The organism is Eggerthia catenaformis OT 569 = DSM 20559 (assembly GCF_000340375.1).
In the GTDB taxonomy this organism is placed as follows: Bacteria; Bacillota_I; Bacilli_A; order Erysipelotrichales; family Coprobacillaceae; genus Eggerthia; species Eggerthia catenaformis.
The window spans coordinates 417,150-430,897 of the sequence record NZ_KB446646.1; the positions used below are offsets into that span (position 1 = coordinate 417,150).

Genomic DNA, 13,748 nt, shown 5'->3' on the forward strand with positions numbered 1-13,748 from the left:
GAGGTAAATATTCCAAACTACGAAAGTAAACTGATAAAGAATGCGGACAAAGACTACACAATCATAAACACAAATACAGAAACAGTGGAAGTGAAAGTGAATAAGAAATGGGTAGGAGAAGAAGCAGATCAAATAACAGTAGAACTGTATGCGGATAATGAAAAGATTTCATCTCAAAAGATCACAAAAGCAGATAAATGGATGTATACATTTAAAAACTTAGATAAGTACAATAAGAAAAATGGAAATATAATAAAGTACGAAATTAAAGAAGTAAAACTTAAAGGATATAAGAGTGAAATTAAGGGAGATGCTAAAAACGGTTATATTATCACAAATACTCAAGAAAAGCCAAATGTAACTGAAACTCCAAAGAAGCCGGAACCTAAGGAGAAAACACCAAAGAAACCGGAGACAGGAGATCAGACATCTGTTATTGGAAATATGATGGTGATGACGGGATCATTATTGACGGCTTTATTAATTATTAGAAAGAAAAAATTTAATTAATTAGCTGTTTGATTGTAAAACAGAGGATAAATGTTTAAACATTTATCCTCTTTTCAATGGGGAAGATATTGTAAAATTTTAATGCTCATTCTTTCCTAAAGCAGAGAATACTGATATAATGTATGAAATAATGGAGGAATACATGTTTATGAATAGAAGTCGTGTTTGTATTGCATTAGATTTTCAAACAAAAGAAGAAGTACTTGCTTTTTTGGATAAGTTTGATGAGAAACTTTATGTGAAAGTAGGAATGGAACTTTTTTATGGAATGGGTATTGAGATTGTTGAAGAAATTAAGAAAAGAGGGCATGCAATCTTTTTAGATCTTAAGCTTCATGATATTCCTAATACTGTTAAGCAGGCTATGAAGCAGCTAGCAAAATTGGATGTGGATATGATTAATTGTCATGCCGGTGGTGGAATTGAAATGATGAAAGCTGCAATAGAAGGATTAGACGAAGGAAAGACAGGTCCTCATCGTCCGAAATGTATTGCGGTTACATGTCTGACATCTTTAGATCAGAGTGTTTTAGATCATCAGTTGTTAATTCATGAACCATTAAATGATGTTGTCGTGAAATGGGCAAATAATGCTAAGGAAGCAGGACTGGATGGAGTGGTTTGTTCACCATTGGAATCAAAGATTATTCATGAATCTTGTGGAAATGATTTTATAACATGTACACCGGGTATTCGTTTAGCTGATGATTCTGTGAATGATCAAAAGAGAGTGACAACACCTTCTCTTGCTAGAGAGTTATCTTCTACAGAAATTGTAGTAGGAAGAAGCATCACTAAGGCGGATGATCCGGTAAAGGCCTATCATGAATGTGTTAGACAATTTGAAGGAGAATAGTATGAATAATGAAAGAAAAATCGCAAAAGATTTATTAGATATTAAAGCTGTTTTTTTAAAGCCTAATGATCCTTTTACATGGGCATCGGGGATTAAGTCACCTATTTATTGTGATAATAGATTAACATTATCTTATCCGGAAGTAAGGGAAGATGTAGAAGAAGGACTGGCTTCTTTAATTAAAGAATATTTTCCTGATGTAGAGATTATAGAAGGAACATCTACAGCCGGGATTGCTCATGCTGCTCTTGTCGCTAATAAGCTAAAGCTACCGATGGGATATGTAAGAGGCGGTCATAAGACACATGGGCGTGGTAATCAGATAGAAGGTATTGTACGTCCCGGTATGAAAGCTGTTGTTGTTGAGGATTTAATATCTACCGGAGGGTCTTCTTTAGAAGTTGTTGATGTACTGAGAGAGGCAGGATGTGAAGTTTTAGGATTAGTTGCTATTTTTACTTATGGTCTTGATTCTTCAGTAAAGAATTTTGAAGATAAGAATTGTAAATTTGTAACTTTATCTAATTATAATACGCTTTTAGAAGTTGCTTTGGAGAATGGATATATCAAAGATAATGAGTTGGAAAAATTAAGACAATGGAAGAAGAATCCTAAAGATGAATCATGGATGATTCAATAATTCATTGATTTATAGGATGATTTGTTGTATAAGTAAGTTGTTTTACTAAAGGAGGACATATGCGTGTTCAGTTATATAAGAAAAAGCATAAAATTTGTTCTGGAAGAGAATTTAAATAATATATTTCGTATTTATTCAATTGCTAAGTATCAGGTATTAGCTGATATGAGAGATAGTAAGCTTGGTCTCTTTTGGAACTTTGCGAATCCTGTTATTCAATGTTTAACATATTTGTTTATGTTTAGTTTAGTTTTGAATAGAAAAAGTGTAGATGGGATTACTTATATCTGGTGGATGCTGGGAGGAATGGTAGTCTGGTTTTATATTTCGCCGTGTATTACTCAAGGATGTAATGCTATTTTTGAAAAGATTAATATTATTACAAAGATGAAGTTTCCTGTATCAATATTACCTGCTACAGTTGTTTTAAGTAAGTTGTTTGATCATTTTTGCTTGATGCTTATATTAACTGTGTTGTTTATATTTGGCGGCTATCCGCCTACTATTCATTGGCTGGGTCTTATTTATTATTGTTTTTGTGGAACAATATTTTCTATTGCTTTATCTATGACAACATCAGTATTAAATATGCTGGCACGTGATACAAGAAAATTGATACTTGCGATTATGAGATTGCTGCTTTATATGACACCTATTTTATGGAATATTAAGATGTTACCTCCATTACTGCAAAGAGTAATGATGTCTAATCCTATTTATTATGTTGTTCAGGGATACCGTGACTGTTTCTTTTATCATAATGGATTATTTCATTATAGTTATTCAGCTATTTGCTTTTGGGTTATCACGTTAATATTATTTGTGATTGGCAGTGGTATTTTATATAAATTTAAAGCTAAGTTTGTTGATTTTATTTAGGAGGATAGAATGGATAAAGATATTGCGATTAAAGCAGACCATGTCTCTAAGATCTATGAACTTAGAGGTAAAAGAAAAAAGAATAAAGGATCAAAATTCTATGCGTTAAAAGATCTTAATTTTGAAATTAAAAAGGGTCAAGTCTTAGGTGTTTTAGGGACAAATGGATCGGGTAAATCTACAATTTCTATTATTTTAGCCGGTATTTGTGATCCTGATGAAGGAACTATTGAGATGCAGGGTACACAGGCTCTTATTGCGATTAATACCGGCTTAAATGCTCAGTTATCAGGTATGGAGAATATTGAGTTAAAAGGGGCTCTTTTGGGATTAAGCAAGAAACGTATTGAACAGATTAAAGATGGTGTTATTGAGTTTGCAGAAATTGGTGATTTCCTCTATCAGCCGGTTAAGACTTATTCATCAGGGATGAAATCAAGGTTAGGCTTCTCAATTAATCTTTGTCTTGATCCTGATATTATGATTGTTGATGAAGCTTTATCTGTAGGGGATAAAGGTTTTGCTCAGAAATGCATATCAAAGATGAAAGAGCTTCGTAATCAGGGGAAAACTATTGTCTTTATCTCTCATAACTTAAAACAAGTCAGAGACTTTTGTGATTCTGCTATGTGGATAGAAGGCGGTATGTTAAAGGAATATGGTCCTATTGATGAAGTATGTGATCATTATGCAGAATATGTTGACTACTATAATTCTTTAGATGCTAAGGAAAAGAAGAAAGAAAGAGAAAAAAAATTTGAAAAAAGAATGATTGCTCATTCAAAGATGACTCTAGGTGATAAGTTCTTTGCAGCAATTCGTACAAGATAGGAGATAGTATATGAAAGATGGGAAGAAAGTTGTAATTACATATGGAACATTTGATTTGTTTCATGTTGGACATTTAAACATATTAAAACGAGCAAAGGAATTAGGAGATTATCTGATTGTTGCAGTCTCTTCAGATGCTTTTAATGCCGGGAAAGGAAAGACTGCTTATCATTCACAGGAAGATCGTAAAGCAATTTTAGAATCTGTTCGCTATGTAGATGAAGTTATTTTTGAAGACTCATGGGATCAGAAAGTAAAAGATGTACAAGAACATCATGTAGATGTATTTGTGATGGGAGATGACTGGAAAGGAAAGTTTGATTTCTTAAAGGATTATTGTGAAGTAGTCTATCTTCCTAGAACAGAGGGAATCTCTACAACAAAGATTAAAAAGGACTTGCATAAATAATGAAAATTTCAGTTATAATACCATTTGATTGTTATGAAAACTATTTAAAAGACTGCCTTGATTCACTTGAAAATCAGACATTTAAGGATTTTGAAGCACTTCTAATTGCGAATGCTGATACTTATTTAGATCAGAGTATGCTTGATGGCTATACTCTTAACCTAAGAGTTATTCCGGCAGATGCTTCATCTTCTACCGCAGTAAAAAGAAATATTGGATTAAATAATGCTACGGGAGAGTATGTTTATTTTTTAGATGCTGATGATTATATTGCACCGGATGCCTTAGAAAGGTTAGCAGCTGTTAGTTATGATGTTGAGCTGATTAGTGGTATAAGAAAGCATACATGGTTTAAAAAAGATGTTTTTGAAGCGATGGGTAATCAAAAGAATGATGAACTGGATCTTAAAGATAAGGATCATGATCAGTTAGAATTAGTCTATGACAAGATGTATAATGAAAATAATAAAGATGAAGAAAAGACAGATGTTCTTGTTCAGTCAAGAAATACTCTAAATGATATTTCTGTTTTGAATATTCTGATTAAAAAATCATTAATTGATAAAATAGATCTTCGTTTTAATGAAGAGTTTGAGTACTATAGTGATGTTCCATTTGTGATATCTTTAGTTAAAGAAGCTAAAAGTTTTGTCTTAGCTGAAAAAGCAATCTATGTGAAGCGTAAGCATAATGATCCTATTAATACACCTGCATTATCTCAGGTTAAAGATCCTGCTAAACGTTTTGATGAATTTATTCAGGCATATCTTTATGGAGCTTCTATTGTTTCATCAGATAGCTATGAAAGACTTAGTCTTGATGAAAAGCTATTATTCTTTTATGAAGATACTTTTGCCAAAAAGATTCATCGTTCAGAAGATGATGACTGGCGTAATGAACGTTTTAAAACTATGGGGAGTGTATTAAAGCTGGTTCATCCTGATGTTGTTAAAGCATCACGTTACCGTAAAAAATTGACTGCTGCTGCGATTGAAGGGGATTTAAAAGGAGCAGAAAAGATTATTAAACGTAAACTTGCTTTTGATAAAGCTAAGAAAATTTTTCAAAATAAGAATGAATGGAATAAGTATCTATACCAGCATAATTATAAGAATAAACCTGTTGATTCAAGGATTATAGTTTTTGAGTCGTTTAGAGGTGCCAGCTATTCAGATACGCCTAAATATATTTATGAATATCTGGCTAAGAATTATCCCGGTGAATATAAGTTTGTATGGGTATTAAATGATAAATCTTATACATTGCCTTATGAGGGACAGATTGTGAAGCGCTTTAGCCGTAAATATGCTTATTATATGGGAATTGCTAAGTATTTTGTTTTTAATACCAGACAGCCTTTATGGTTTAGAAAAAGAGAGGAACAGATATTTTTAGAAACATGGCATGGGACTCCGCTGAAAAGACTGGCATTTGATCAGGAAGAAGTTACAGCTGCTTCACCTTCTTATAAGACACAATTTTATCGACAGAAACAGGAGTGGGATTTCCTGATTGCTGCTAATAAATTTTCTTCAGATGTTTTTAGAAGCTGTTTTATGTATGATGGTCCAATGCTGGAAACAGGCTATCCTAGAAATGATTTATTAAAGGATCCTGATCGTGATGAAATTACGATTGAATTAAAAAAGAAATGTGGAATACCATTATCTAAACGTACTATTCTTTATGCACCAACATGGCGTGATGATGAGTATTATGGCAATGGCTCTTATAAATTTCAGATTAAGCTTAATTTAGAAATGATGAAAAAAGAATTAGGTGATGAATATGTGGTTATCTTAAGAACACATTATTATATTGCTGATAATATTGATCTCACAGGATTAGAAGATTTTGCTTATAATTTATCTAAATATGATGATGTAACAGAGATTTATCTGATGAGTGATATTCTGATTACTGATTATTCAAGCGTATTCTTTGATTATGCCGGCTTAAGAAGACCGATGCTGTTTTTTACTTATGATTTAGATAAGTATAGAGATATTTTAAGAGGTTTTTATATTGATATGGAAAAAGAGCTTCCGGGACCTCTTGTCTATACAACAGAAGAAGTTATTAATCGGATTAAATCAATAGATGAGATGAATAAGGAATATGCATCACGTTATGATGCTTTCTATGAAAGATTCTGTTGCTGGGAAGATGGACATGCGACTAAGCGTGTTGTAGATGCTGTATTCTTTGGTGATAAGGAATATATTAATTGTGTAGAAAATGATGAAGAAAAGACTGCTTAAGGCAGTCTTTTTAAGTCTTAGCATATTTTTGTTTTCTCAAACAAGAAATAATAGTATATAATAAGCATATGAAACTTTATTTATTAGAATATATAGATCAAAATCTTCCTCGTGATTTTACACCTTACTCCATTTATGAAATAGAAGCAGATTCTATGATTATAGGTAGTCTGGTATTTAGGGAAGGTACTGATCAGATGCATTATTATGATGGGCATATCGGCTATACAATTGAAAAAGATTATCAGGGGCATTATTATGCTTATCAAGCCTGTCTTTTATTAAAAGATATTTTAATAAAGAAAGGCTATAATCATGTCATCATAACATGTGATCCGGAAAATAAAGCATCTATAAAGACAATTGAAAGATTAGAAGCACAATATCTGGAAACTGCTGATATAGCAATTCGATTACGTCATGTTTTTACAGAACATGAGAAAGTAAAAAGAATATATAGATGGGAGCTGAGATAGTTGAGAATCATACATTTAGCTGATCTGCATTTAGGTAAGATGCTACATCAGGCAAGTCTGATAGATATTCAAAAAGAATTATTAGAACAAATAACTGATTATATTAAAACCCATAAAATAGATGCAATAATACTGGCAGGGGATATCTATGATCGTTCTATCCCGCCATTAGAAGCAGTTCATTTATTAAATAGCTTTTTAAGTTGTTTGATTAATGAATGTCACTTAAAAGTCTATATGATTTCCGGAAATCATGATTCCAGTGAAAGATTAGATTTTGGCAGTGGAATACTTGAAAAACAGGGACTCTATATAGAAACACATTTGCATCATAAAATACCTTTTATTCAGCAGGAGAATGTCAGGTTTTATATGCTTCCTTATAGTAAGCCGATTGATTTTAAGATGCTTGATGAAACATCGCCGGTCAGTTCTTATCAGGAAGCTATAGCTTATTATATGAATAAGCAGGATATTGATTCTGCATATACAAATATTTTAATTACTCATCATTTTGTAGGTCATACCAGCCGGATAAGCGAATCAGAGGTATCTATAGGTATAGGAGGAAGTGAGATTATTGATCCTCACTTGTTTGAATCCTTTGATTATGTTGCTTTAGGACATCTTCATACACCGCAGTATGTTCTTAATGAAAAGATAAGATATAGCGGATCATTATATAAATATTCATTCTCTGAAGCAAATAGTACAAAAGGCTTTATTATTTACGATACAGAGTCTCATCTTATTGAAAATATACCACTCTGCCCATCAAGAGATGTACAGGTATATCAAGGATATTATAAGGAATTTATGAATTTAGATTTTATTAAGAAAAAGGATGATTATCTTTCTATAGAACTCTTGGATCATGAAATTATTCCTCATGCGATAGAACATTTAAAAATGCTTTATCCTTATTTATTAAAACTGACTTATCCTTCATTAATAAATGAAAAAGCAATTGTTGATAGGAGTATAGATAAAATGAAATCTTTACAAACAATAGATTTATATAAAGATTTCTATCAGAATGTATCAGGACAACCTTTAGATGAAGAGAAAGAAAAGATTATGAGAGATGTTTTGGGAGGAATCAATAATGAAGCCGCTTAAACTAACAATACAGGCATTTTCTGCTTATTTAAATAAAACGGTTATTGATTTTGAAGAATTAAATAAAAGAGGATTGTATCTGATATGTGGAGATACAGGATCAGGTAAAACAACAATTTTTGATGCGATATGCTTTGCATTATATAAAGAAACATCAGGAACATTCAGAAGTCATGATATATTTAGAAGTCATTATGCATCCTATAATATTCCTACAATTGTAGAACTCACATTTATGCTTAATTCTAAAATTTATACTGTTCATCGGGAACATAAGTATTCAAAGACAGGAAAAACTGCAACTGATAATGATTATATTCTATCTTCAGATAAGACAATATCAGGAGTTATTAAAGTTAATGAAAGAATGAAAGAATTATTACAGGTAGATGTCAGACAATTTAGACAAATTGTGATGATTGCTCAGGGAGAATTTTCTAAGCTTTTGACTGCCTCCTCAGATGATCGGGTTAAGATATTCAGAAATATCTTTCATACTGAAAAACTTGTAGAAGTAGAAAAACTGCTTAAAGAAAAAAACAGTCTTTTAGATAAACAATATACTTTACTGTCTGATAGATTAAATACTCTTTATAGTCAATATACAGGAAATGATGATATCTTTAATGAACAGTCATTATCTTTGATGAAAGAGGAGCTTTCCTTCAAGAATAATGAGATAGAGAAGTATCAAATTCTTTTAAAAGAATCTAAGGAAAAGCTTCAAAAAGCTTCTGATAAACTTAATCAGGTTTTAAAGATTAATGAGCTTTTTAGACAGTATGATTTTTATCAGCAGTCATTAGAAGAATTGTTAAAGTGTAAAAAGACATATAAAGAACAGATTCATTCGATAGAATTAATGAAAAAAGCTAAGGAACTTTCTTATCAGGAAGAAACAATTCATACTTTAGATAGACAAATTAAAGAATTAGAGGAACTTCTTAAAAACAATAAAGACCGGCAAAGAAAGCTGTTTAATAAAGAAGAGAGCTTTATTAAAGAAAAAGAAAAACTTCCGGAGTATCAAAAAGAACTCCAGTTTCTTAATGAAATGATAAAAAGACAGGAAGATCTTATTTCATATCAGCATGACTATTTATTAAATGATCAGAAGATTAATGAGCTTAAGAGCACCTATCAGGAGCTGATAAAAAAGCAACAAGAAAAACAGGCAAGAAGAGAAAAACTGTCACGTCATTTAAGTAGAGATCAGTTGAGTATTACTGAATATACAGATTTGGCAGTTAAAAAGAATCAGCTGGAAACAAAAATGAAAAAAGTTAATGAGCGTAAGATACAGCTTCATTATCTTTCTGATGATTATGAAACTCTTTATATATTAAGAGAAAATCACTATGATAAAATTCATGAATTTGATAAACAGAGAGCAATCTATAATAGATGTTTTGAATTATATAAAGAGACTTATGATCATTATATGAGTCAGCTTACCGGACATTTGGCAGCATCTTTAAAAGAAGGAGAACAATGTCCGGTATGTGGCAGTATCCATCATCCCGATCTCGCCGTTTTAGAAGGAAAAAAGATTGATATTAATGATCTTAATAGATTAGAAAAAGCAGCTGATAAAGAGAAAGACGCTTTTGATTTAGCAAGAGATAATGTCTTAAAAGCACAAGAAGAGATTAAACAGAAAGAATCTGTAATAAAAACATTATCTGAGTCATTAGGTATTACTCAGGATCTTAATAAAGAGCTTTTTATTTATTTGTTGAATGATATCAGTCAGCAAGAAAAAACAGATCGTCAGGATTATCTGGAGATATCTAATCGGATAGAATATCTGGATAAATTAAAAGAATCTGTCAAGGAGAGTCAGAATGATTTAGATTATCTTAATGAAGAGCTTTCTTTTTTAGAAAAAAAGATTCAGAACATACTCATAGATAAGAATGGTCTTGAGAGTATTAATCTTGAAATTATCAGACAATATCCCGAACTTAAAGATTTTGATAAAGAAACTATTTTATTAATAAAAGCTAAGAAAGAGAGATTGGAAAAGAAGATAGATAGTTTTGTAAAAATGGACACTTTCTTTATCAGTCAGAAGACAGAACTTCAGACACAGATAAAAGAGCAGGAAATACAAATACAAAAGACAGTTCTATTAAAGACGGAGAAAGAGAATATATTGATAACAGGGATGAAGAATGATTTTCATTCTTCCGATGATTATCAGTATTATAAGAATCTTTTAGAAGAATATGATGATTATGAAAAGAATGTCCGAAATTATGAAAATCAGTATTATAATCTTAATGAAAATTTAAAATCGCTTAATCATCAGTTAGAGGGTAAAATAAGAGAAGATCAAGTTTTTTATCAGAAAGCATTTGACGATTTAAAAAATAAGATAGAGATAGAAGAAGATGACTTTAAAGAGATGATGATGGATATGCAAAGAAAGAAGAAGCTTTATTCTGATATAAAGAAGCTTTATCAAAAGAGTGAGAATCTTTTAAAGGAATATGGACATTATCATACTCTTTATGAGATGACTAGCGGCAGAAACAGTGCTAAACTTTCTTTTGAGCGTTATGTATTGACTAGTTATTTTGATTGTATTTTGGATTATGCAAATGTAGAACTGAGAAGACTGACACAATCACGATATCAGTTTATGAGACGTTTGGAGGCAAAAGGAAATTCAGGGCAAGGACTTGACTTAAATGTGATTGATTATCAGACGGGACTTTCCAGAGATATCAAGAGTCTTTCCGGCGGTGAATCATTTAAAGCTGCTTTAGCGTTGGCATTAGGGTTATCTTCAATGATTCAGAGCTATGCCGGCGGTATTGAATTAAATGCATTGTTTATTGATGAAGGATTTGGTACACTGGATGATGAATCATTGAATCAGGCAATAGAAGTTCTGGCAGATTTAAAATCTGATAACAAGGTTATTGGTATTATTTCACATGTTGGTGAAATAAAAGATAGGATAGATGCCTATATTGAAGTAAAGAAAGGAAATAATGGCAGTCTTCTGACTGTTAGAGTGTAGGAGAGAAGAAATGAATAAAGTAAAACAGATCCCTGATTTTAAGGATCCTTATAGTACTGTAGAAACAAATGAATATAATGATTATTTAGATAAGGTTACTGTCAAATATGGTGCAAGGGATGAATTAAATCGACAAGTAAGTGCTAATGGCACTGAAGGAATTTGGACAGCATACAAAGATCGGAGTCATTATTATGTTGTTTACTGGAAACTGGCTAAGTATGAAGGAAGCAAAGTAAAAATAGATATTGAGAAAGATTTTATTAAAAGTTTAAAGCAAAGAGAAGAGTGTATTCGTAAAGCTAAAGAAACAAATAAGAGCGGAAAAGAAAAGATTGATTACTATAAAGGATTGATGAATGAGTGGAAAAGTATTAAACATTTTCATATTTCTTTAGAAGATCAGTTATGGAAGTCTTTTCAGAATACTATTCAGAGTTTTTATGATCAGCTTCATGAAGAAAACAAATTGGGTACTCAAAAGAAACAGGAACTGATTGAAAAAGCACATAGTTTTTTGAATAGTGATAACTATGATGCGGATACAAAAAAAGTATTATCTTTACAAAAACAGTGGAAAGAACTTGGATATACCGGAAAAGATGATTATAATCTTTATCAGAAATTTAAAAAAGAATGTGATGAGTTTTTTGCTTTAAAGAAAGAATATTTTAAAAAGAATATTGAACCGTTATGGAATGAAGCAAAAGCAAAGAAAGAAAAACTTATTGAAGAAGCTGTTGAGGCATGTAATCTGGAAGATTTACAGGAAGCACAAAATATATTGAGACGATTAATGGCTTTATGGAAAGAGGCCGGATATGCCGGGCGAGATGATCAGAAGCTCTGGCAGCAATTTAACACGCATCAGAATGTTTTCTATCATAAGAAACAGGCTTTTTATCAGGAAAAGCATAAAGACTGGGATAATAACTATAAAGCTAAGAAGGAATTAATTGAAGAGGCTGATCGAATCAATAAGGATGCTTCATATGATCATGATTATAACCATGATCGAACAGAAAGAATGAAAGAAATTATGAATCAGTTTAAGGAAATAGGAGTCTGTGGAAGAGAAAGAGATAATCAGTTATGGACTTCCTTAAGAAAGTCTATGGATCAATATTTTGATGAATTAAGGAAATATGCTTCTTTCAGATATCTGAAATAATACTTTTACTTTCTTTGATATTTGGTATAATGAGACGGTAATAAAGGAGAAGGGTATGGCAAAGAATTTTAAGAATAATGCAATTACTTCAAGAGATGAAGATTTTGCTCAATGGTATACAGATATATGTAAAAAAGCAGAATTGATGGATTACTCGAGTGTAAAAGGATTTATTATCTATCTTCCCTATAGTTATGCAATGTGGGAAAACATTCAGCATTATATGGATAAGAAGTTTAAAGAGACAGGACATGAAAATGTTTATATGCCAATGCTGATTCCTGAATCATTATTAGAAAAAGAAAAAGATCATGTAGAAGGTTTCGCTCCTGAGTGTGCAGTTGTCACTAAGGGAGGAATGAATGAATTAGAAGATCCATTAGTTATCAGACCAACATCAGAAACATTATTCTGTGAACTTTATGCAAAGATCGTGAATAGTTATAGAGATCTGCCTAAAAAATATAATCAGTGGTGTTCTGTAGTACGCTGGGAAAAAACAACACGTCCATTTTTAAGAGGTTCTGAATTCTTGTGGCAGGAAGGTCATACTATTCATGCTGATGAAAAAGAGGCTAAAGAAGAGACATTATTGATGAGAGATATCTATAATCAGACTGCTAAGGATTTATTGGCTATTCCAATGCTGACAGGACGTAAAACTGATAAAGAGAAATTTGCGGGAGCAGAAGAAACTTATACAGTTGAAGCATTAATGCATGATGGAAAAGCTTTACAATCCGGGACATCTCATTATTTTGGACAAGGATTTGCTGAGGCATTTAATATGCAGTTCTTGGATAAAGATAATAAGCAGAAATATGTTTATCAGACATCATGGGGTGTTTCCACAAGACTTCTAGGAGCGATTATTATGGTTCATGGAGATGATAATGGACTTGTCTTGCCACCTCGGGTAGCACCAATACAAGCTGTTATTGTACTTATTCAGTCACAAAAAGAAGGTGTTTTGGAGAAAGCTTATGCTCTTAAGAAACAGCTTGAAGAAGCAGGTATAAGAGTAAAAGTAGATGATTCTGATAAGACACCGGGGTATAAATTTGCGGATGCTGAGATGAGAGGTATTCCTATACGTATTGAATTAGGACCACGTGATATTGAACAGGGACATTGTATTATAGCTAAAAGAAATGATGGAACAAAGCGTACTGTTTCGATTGATGAGACTTTGGGAGATTATGTATCTTCATTAATAGATACAATACATGAAGAAATGTACCGCAAAGCAAAAGATTTCTTAGATAGTCATATAACGATGGTTACATCATTTGATGAAATAGGGAAAGTTCTTGATGAAAAAGGCGGTTATGTTAAAACATACTGGTCCGGTGAATTAGCCTCTGAATTAAAGATTAAAGAGGCTTTTCAAGCGACATCACGCTGTATTGCTGAAGATGAATATCCTCCTGAAGGAGCTATTGATCCTGCGGATAATAAACCGGCAAAATATATTATTTATTATGCTAGAGCTTATTAAGAACACGTTTGTGTTCTTTTTCTTTATTTGACTTTTCTATTCATTAAAAAGGTGATATATTAAATCGGAT

The 13,748-nt window shown here is 31.8% G+C and carries 12 protein-coding genes; all 12 read left to right on the top strand.

The genetic code is table 11. The features are described 5' to 3' along the window. Nucleotides 1–510, top strand: a 510-nt coding sequence (locus tag HMPREF9943_RS01945) for a Cna B-type domain-containing protein (protein ID WP_004801564.1), incomplete at its 5' end; no start/stop codon positions are given. A gap of 148 nt (nt 511–658) precedes the next feature. Then, nucleotides 659–1,366, top strand: coding sequence for an orotidine-5'-phosphate decarboxylase (gene pyrF, locus HMPREF9943_RS01950; RefSeq protein WP_040402528.1), 708 nt, complete (start codon nt 659–661; stop codon nt 1,364–1,366). A 1-nt stretch (nt 1,367) separates the two neighbouring features. Further along, a complete protein-coding gene (pyrE, locus tag HMPREF9943_RS01955; RefSeq protein ID WP_004801569.1) occupies nt 1,368–2,006 on the top strand; it encodes an orotate phosphoribosyltransferase in 639 nt (212 codons plus the stop codon). A gap of 75 nt (nt 2,007–2,081) precedes the next feature. Next, nucleotides 2,082–2,885 carry an ABC transporter permease gene (locus tag HMPREF9943_RS01960; RefSeq protein WP_040402530.1) on the top strand — a complete coding sequence of 268 codons (804 nt, stop codon included), beginning with the start codon at nt 2,082–2,084 and terminating at the stop codon, nt 2,883–2,885. A 9-nt stretch (nt 2,886–2,894) separates the two neighbouring features. Continuing rightward, nucleotides 2,895–3,716: an ABC transporter ATP-binding protein gene (locus HMPREF9943_RS01965; protein ID WP_004801572.1), complete on the top strand. Its 822-nt coding sequence runs from the start codon at nt 2,895–2,897 to the stop codon at nt 3,714–3,716. 10 nt (nt 3,717–3,726) lie between these two features. Next, on the top strand, nt 3,727–4,125 hold the full coding sequence (tagD, locus tag HMPREF9943_RS01970) for a glycerol-3-phosphate cytidylyltransferase (protein ID WP_004801573.1): 399 nt from the start codon (nt 3,727–3,729) through the stop codon (nt 4,123–4,125). After that, nucleotides 4,125–6,386, top strand: coding sequence for a bifunctional glycosyltransferase family 2 protein/CDP-glycerol:glycerophosphate glycerophosphotransferase (locus tag HMPREF9943_RS01975; RefSeq protein ID WP_004801575.1), 2,262 nt, complete (start codon nt 4,125–4,127; stop codon nt 6,384–6,386). The genes tagD and HMPREF9943_RS01975 overlap by 1 nt, the downstream gene beginning before the upstream one ends. Before the next feature lie 68 nt (nt 6,387–6,454). Then, nucleotides 6,455–6,862, top strand: a complete 408-nt coding sequence (locus tag HMPREF9943_RS01980) for a GNAT family N-acetyltransferase (RefSeq protein WP_004801577.1) — start codon at nt 6,455–6,457, stop codon at nt 6,860–6,862. After that, on the top strand, nt 6,863–7,981 hold the full coding sequence (locus tag HMPREF9943_RS01985) for an exonuclease SbcCD subunit D (protein ID WP_004801579.1): 1,119 nt from the start codon (nt 6,863–6,865) through the stop codon (nt 7,979–7,981). Further along, nucleotides 7,968–11,009 (top strand): SbcC/MukB-like Walker B domain-containing protein, encoded by a 3,042-nt coding sequence (locus HMPREF9943_RS01990; protein ID WP_004801581.1) that lies wholly within the window; start codon nt 7,968–7,970, stop codon nt 11,007–11,009. Before HMPREF9943_RS01985 ends, HMPREF9943_RS01990 begins: the two co-directional genes overlap by 14 nt. A 10-nt stretch (nt 11,010–11,019) precedes the next feature. Continuing rightward, the gene (locus HMPREF9943_RS01995; protein ID WP_004801583.1) at nt 11,020–12,180 is read left to right on the top strand and encodes a DUF349 domain-containing protein; all 1,161 of its coding nucleotides are present in this window, start codon (nt 11,020–11,022) and stop codon (nt 12,178–12,180) included. 55 nt (nt 12,181–12,235) lie between these two features. After that, nucleotides 12,236–13,678, top strand: coding sequence for a proline--tRNA ligase (proS, locus tag HMPREF9943_RS02000; protein WP_004801586.1), 1,443 nt, complete (start codon nt 12,236–12,238; stop codon nt 13,676–13,678). The last annotated feature ends 70 nt before the right edge of the window (nt 13,679–13,748 follow it).

Excerpts from the sequence above, each read along its gene's own strand:
- HMPREF9943_RS01990 (WP_004801581.1), top strand. The coding sequence starts at position 7,968 with ATGAAGCCGCTTAAACTAACAATACAGGCATTTTCTGCTTATTTAAAT.
- HMPREF9943_RS01980 (WP_004801577.1), top strand. The coding sequence starts at position 6,455 with ATGAAACTTTATTTATTAGAATATATAGATCAAAATCTTCCTCGTGAT.
- HMPREF9943_RS01965 (WP_004801572.1), top strand. The coding sequence starts at position 2,895 with ATGGATAAAGATATTGCGATTAAAGCAGACCATGTCTCTAAGATCTAT.
- pyrE (WP_004801569.1), top strand. The coding sequence starts at position 1,368 with ATGAATAATGAAAGAAAAATCGCAAAAGATTTATTAGATATTAAAGCT.
- HMPREF9943_RS01995 (WP_004801583.1), top strand. The coding sequence starts at position 11,020 with ATGAATAAAGTAAAACAGATCCCTGATTTTAAGGATCCTTATAGTACT.
- proS (WP_004801586.1), top strand. The coding sequence starts at position 12,236 with ATGGCAAAGAATTTTAAGAATAATGCAATTACTTCAAGAGATGAAGAT.
- pyrF (WP_040402528.1), top strand. The coding sequence starts at position 659 with ATGAATAGAAGTCGTGTTTGTATTGCATTAGATTTTCAAACAAAAGAA.
- tagD (WP_004801573.1), top strand. The coding sequence starts at position 3,727 with ATGAAAGATGGGAAGAAAGTTGTAATTACATATGGAACATTTGATTTG.
- HMPREF9943_RS01975 (WP_004801575.1), top strand. The coding sequence starts at position 4,125 with ATGAAAATTTCAGTTATAATACCATTTGATTGTTATGAAAACTATTTA.